The organism is Snodgrassella sp. M0110 (assembly GCF_016101465.1).
GTDB lineage: Bacteria > Pseudomonadota > Gammaproteobacteria > Burkholderiales > Neisseriaceae > Snodgrassella > Snodgrassella alvi.
Map to the genome: position 1 here is coordinate 1 of NZ_JACFQM010000043.1, position 271 is coordinate 271.

The 271-nt window shown below is 53.5% G+C and carries 1 pseudogene; it reads right to left on the minus strand.

Annotated elements, in window-relative coordinates:
- Positions 1-271 (minus strand): annotated as a pseudogene (locus tag H3T84_RS12035) (hypothetical protein); the annotation flags it as partial.

Sequence of the window (271 nt, forward strand, 5' to 3'; positions counted from 1 at the left end):
TATTTCAGTCCGCGGAAGCTGAGCAGCTGATTAAAGCGGATCAGGTTCTGATTGCTTTCTTCTTCACCGCGTCTTCTGTCCAGCAAGTTGGCCGCAGCATCGTATTGCAGGGTTTCCCAGTAGGCTTCGTTGCGGCAGCTTTCGATGCGTCCGGTTACGTCGTAGCGGTAATCACTCTGCCCCTGTCGGTTGTGTTTTTTGCTTACCAGCCGGTCCAGATTGTCGTAGGTGTAGTTGCGGTCCAGTATGATATCCGGCAGGATGCCTGCTC